This is a genomic window from Vibrio hepatarius, from assembly GCF_001274785.1.
GTDB classification, from domain to species: Bacteria; Pseudomonadota; Gammaproteobacteria; order Enterobacterales; family Vibrionaceae; genus Vibrio; species Vibrio hepatarius.
In genome coordinates, this window is record NZ_LHPI01000065.1 from 1 (window position 1) to 2,915 (window position 2,915).

The window sequence follows — 2,915 nt, forward strand, 5'->3', positions numbered from 1 at the left end:
CAGAATTACTCCACCACCTCTCCTTCATCTTGCTGATAAATGGGATGCTTGTATTGGTCATTGCGTCTTTTGATTTGGACAACCTCAATATCGTGAAAAAGTGAACGTATGTGGTTTAGTAGCTCTTCTTTTTCTTGTTGATTCGAAGTAAATATCAACCCTTTGTATTGCATTTGCCCTTTTTCTGGGACAGTAAAAGAGAGCACATTATCATTGATTAGATTAAAGAGAATACTTCTTCCACCCATTAATACATATGACTTGTCAACAGTTGGCTGAAAATTGGTCATTCTAAATGACATCAACGCAAACGCTCCTGCCCCTACAAAGGCCAGAGGACCAAGTACAAAGACAGAAATAATACACACCGCAATCCCCACCCACGCAAAGCCACGAACGATTTTGTAAGCCACCTCTGGGATCATATCTTGCTCGGTATAATGAATACCCAATGAAGTTAAGTGGTAACAGCGATGGTTATCGGGGAAATATAAATACCTTGAGACCAACATCATCATCGTCATAAATACGAACATAGCCCAAAACTCAGGTGTATCGACAGTAAAACCATCAAGAACAAACCAAAAAAAACTGAATATTGAATAGCTCAAAAATATCGATACACCCCAACTTATAAGATGACCATATCTACTAATTACTACTGACCCTTTTTGCTCCCAAGAATACTTGACTTCAGCGTCATAAAGCAGAGCTTTAAGTGACTCTATCATTTCCGTGTTCGTCATTATTTAGTGCTTGCAGTAATTATTCGATATCGTTTTTCACTGTTAAAAGCAGTGTATTTATTATATTTTCTGCACATCTTAATATTTAGCTCACTTGTGAAAATATGTTTAGTTCAGGGCCTGTTTCAGGCTTGCCTTGTTGTTTGTTTCTGATTGCTTCGAGTGTCGCTTTATATTCTTCTTCACTCATATCGCGCCAGTATCGAGGGTTTCGACCAGTTTTCCTATCATACTCTGCGGTAACAGGGTCGAGGTGTCGAGACTCTTCAAGAATAAGGCAGTCTGGTAAAGGTTGAGATACGTCCATGTAACATAGGATCATGTTCCAGATGCGATAATATTCAGATACTGATTCATTCGGTGTTGCAAGTGTGCTCAGCGGAATACCATGCATGGAGCCGCTATATCTATGTGCCAACATTAGGTTGTAATTCATCAATCCTTGGTGACTTGGCATACTCACTAAGACGCAATCGAATTCAACTATAGGGTGAGAGTAACGTACTTTGCCATTGCCTTTATATAGGGTGACCATGCCTGTTTTGCGGTTAAGCGTAAACACCTTTTTTGAGGTCATAATCCAGGTTGGTGTCCAGTAACCGCGATCCATTAACATGACTTGTAACCATAATAGTGCGGCTGGAAGAAATATCCACTGTAAGGCTGGAAAGAAAACTAATGTAAATACTTCTTCATTAAGTACTCCCAAAAGCAAACACACTAACGTGAATAGTGGTAAAGCGATAGCTATCAAGCCTTTCCCTAAGGCGGATAAGAAGTAGTACAATCGGAACCACTTACTTGATCTCTCAACTATTAGTTTTTCGTGATCCCAAAATGGTTCAAGCTTTGGTTTTGTTTCGCGTAATTTCTCCATCAAACTAGGTTTATTTTCAATATCTACTCTGGTGCTAATTTCATTAATAGGATTACTGAAAGGCAGTTTTTGAGAACCTAACTTTAGAGACTTCTTAAGTAGATTGTTATCGCCACTTTCTGGTGATAAATGGTATCGTTTTTTGCTGTTAAAGGCTGTGTCTTGGTAATAATTAACATTCATATCAATCAGCTAACTTACTTCTGAAAAATGTTTAATTCCGGCCCAGTAGCCGGCTGTGAACGTTGTTTTTCTTCGAGTTGTTTCATCTCTTTTTCAAACTGTTCATCTGTCATATCACGCCAATATCTAGGGTCACGATGAGTAGATTTATCATACGCAACCGTGGTTGGATCTTTCTCTCGAGCTGGTTCGAGAATCATAATATCTGGCATTGGCTGGCTAACGTCCATATACCTTTGGATCATATTCCATAGCCGATGATATTCAGACACAGTCTGATTGGTATCGACGAAATTATGCAGAGGAACACCAACAGAGTATTCATGATAGCGATGAATGAGTACTAAATTGTAATTAAGATGCCCTTGCGGAGAAGGTGCAGAGATAAGAACACAATCAAACTCGATAAATGGATGCTCAAAACGCTTTCTATTGCCCTTTTTAAACAAAGTGACCATACCAGTTTGTCTATTCAGCTCGAAAAGTATTTTACTTTTTAAGAAAGGTGCTAAGAACAAATACCCTCTATCAACCAGCTTAAAATGCCCATAGATAAGTAAGCAGGGCAACAAACCATAAAGTGTTAGGTCATAGAAAAAGGGACCTCTTAGTTCCCAACCTCCTTCGCCAAAAATAAGCGCAGCCAATTCCAATAGATAAAAGAGTGGTAAGAAAAACAGCATCACTGTTTTAGCCATCCCCGCGATAAATAAATAAAACTGAGACCAGTTGGATAATGTTTCACAAGTTAGTGTCTTTTCATTCCAATACATTGTCTTATCGCGATTTCTTTCTAATGTCTTCATTGAAGATGGTTTAGTTTCTTTCGCTAATGACGTCGCAATACTGGTGTTTGCTTTAGTAAAACCGAAGCTTTGACCTTTAGACAATACTTGGCGCAGAAAGCCTTGAGGAGGCTTTGGAGCCTGAAGTTCAAACTGTTCTGAGTTGTAAGCCATTTGAGGTGTCTGTTTTTCCATCATGTAAATCTATACAGCTTCTGAAAATATATCTAATTCAGGGCCTGTTTCAGGCTTGCCTTGTTGTTTGTTTCTGATTGCTTCGAGTGCCGCTTTATATTCTTCTTCACTCATATCGCGCCAGTATCG

General features: G+C 39.0%; 3 protein-coding genes. All 3 read right to left on the reverse strand.

Translation table 11 applies throughout. The features are described from left to right. Window positions 1-5 precede the first annotated feature (5 nt). The 3 genes from AKJ31_RS22255 to AKJ31_RS22265 all read right to left on the reverse strand — a co-directional run bounded on the left by AKJ31_RS22255 (window position 6) and on the right by AKJ31_RS22265 (window position 2,789). The gene (locus tag AKJ31_RS22255; protein WP_053411165.1) at window positions 6-746 is read right to left on the reverse strand and encodes a hypothetical protein; all 741 of its coding nucleotides are present in this window, start codon (window positions 744-746) and stop codon (window positions 6-8) included. Between the two features lie 85 nt (window positions 747-831). After that, window positions 832-1,806, reverse strand: a complete 975-nt coding sequence (locus AKJ31_RS22260; RefSeq protein ID WP_053411166.1) for a hypothetical protein — start codon at window positions 1,804-1,806, stop codon at window positions 832-834. A gap of 14 nt (window positions 1,807-1,820) precedes the next feature. Further along, window positions 1,821-2,789 carry a hypothetical protein gene (locus AKJ31_RS22265; RefSeq protein WP_245639090.1) on the reverse strand — a complete coding sequence of 323 codons (969 nt, stop codon included), beginning with the start codon at window positions 2,787-2,789 and terminating at the stop codon, window positions 1,821-1,823. Window positions 2,790-2,915 lie beyond the last annotated feature (126 nt).

Excerpts from the sequence above, each read along its gene's own strand:
- AKJ31_RS22255 (WP_053411165.1), bottom strand. The coding sequence starts at position 746 with ATGACGAACACGGAAATGATAGAGTCACTTAAAGCTCTGCTTTATGAC.
- AKJ31_RS22260 (WP_053411166.1), bottom strand. The coding sequence starts at position 1,806 with ATGAATGTTAATTATTACCAAGACACAGCCTTTAACAGCAAAAAACGA.
- AKJ31_RS22265 (WP_245639090.1), bottom strand. The coding sequence starts at position 2,789 with ATGATGGAAAAACAGACACCTCAAATGGCTTACAACTCAGAACAGTTT.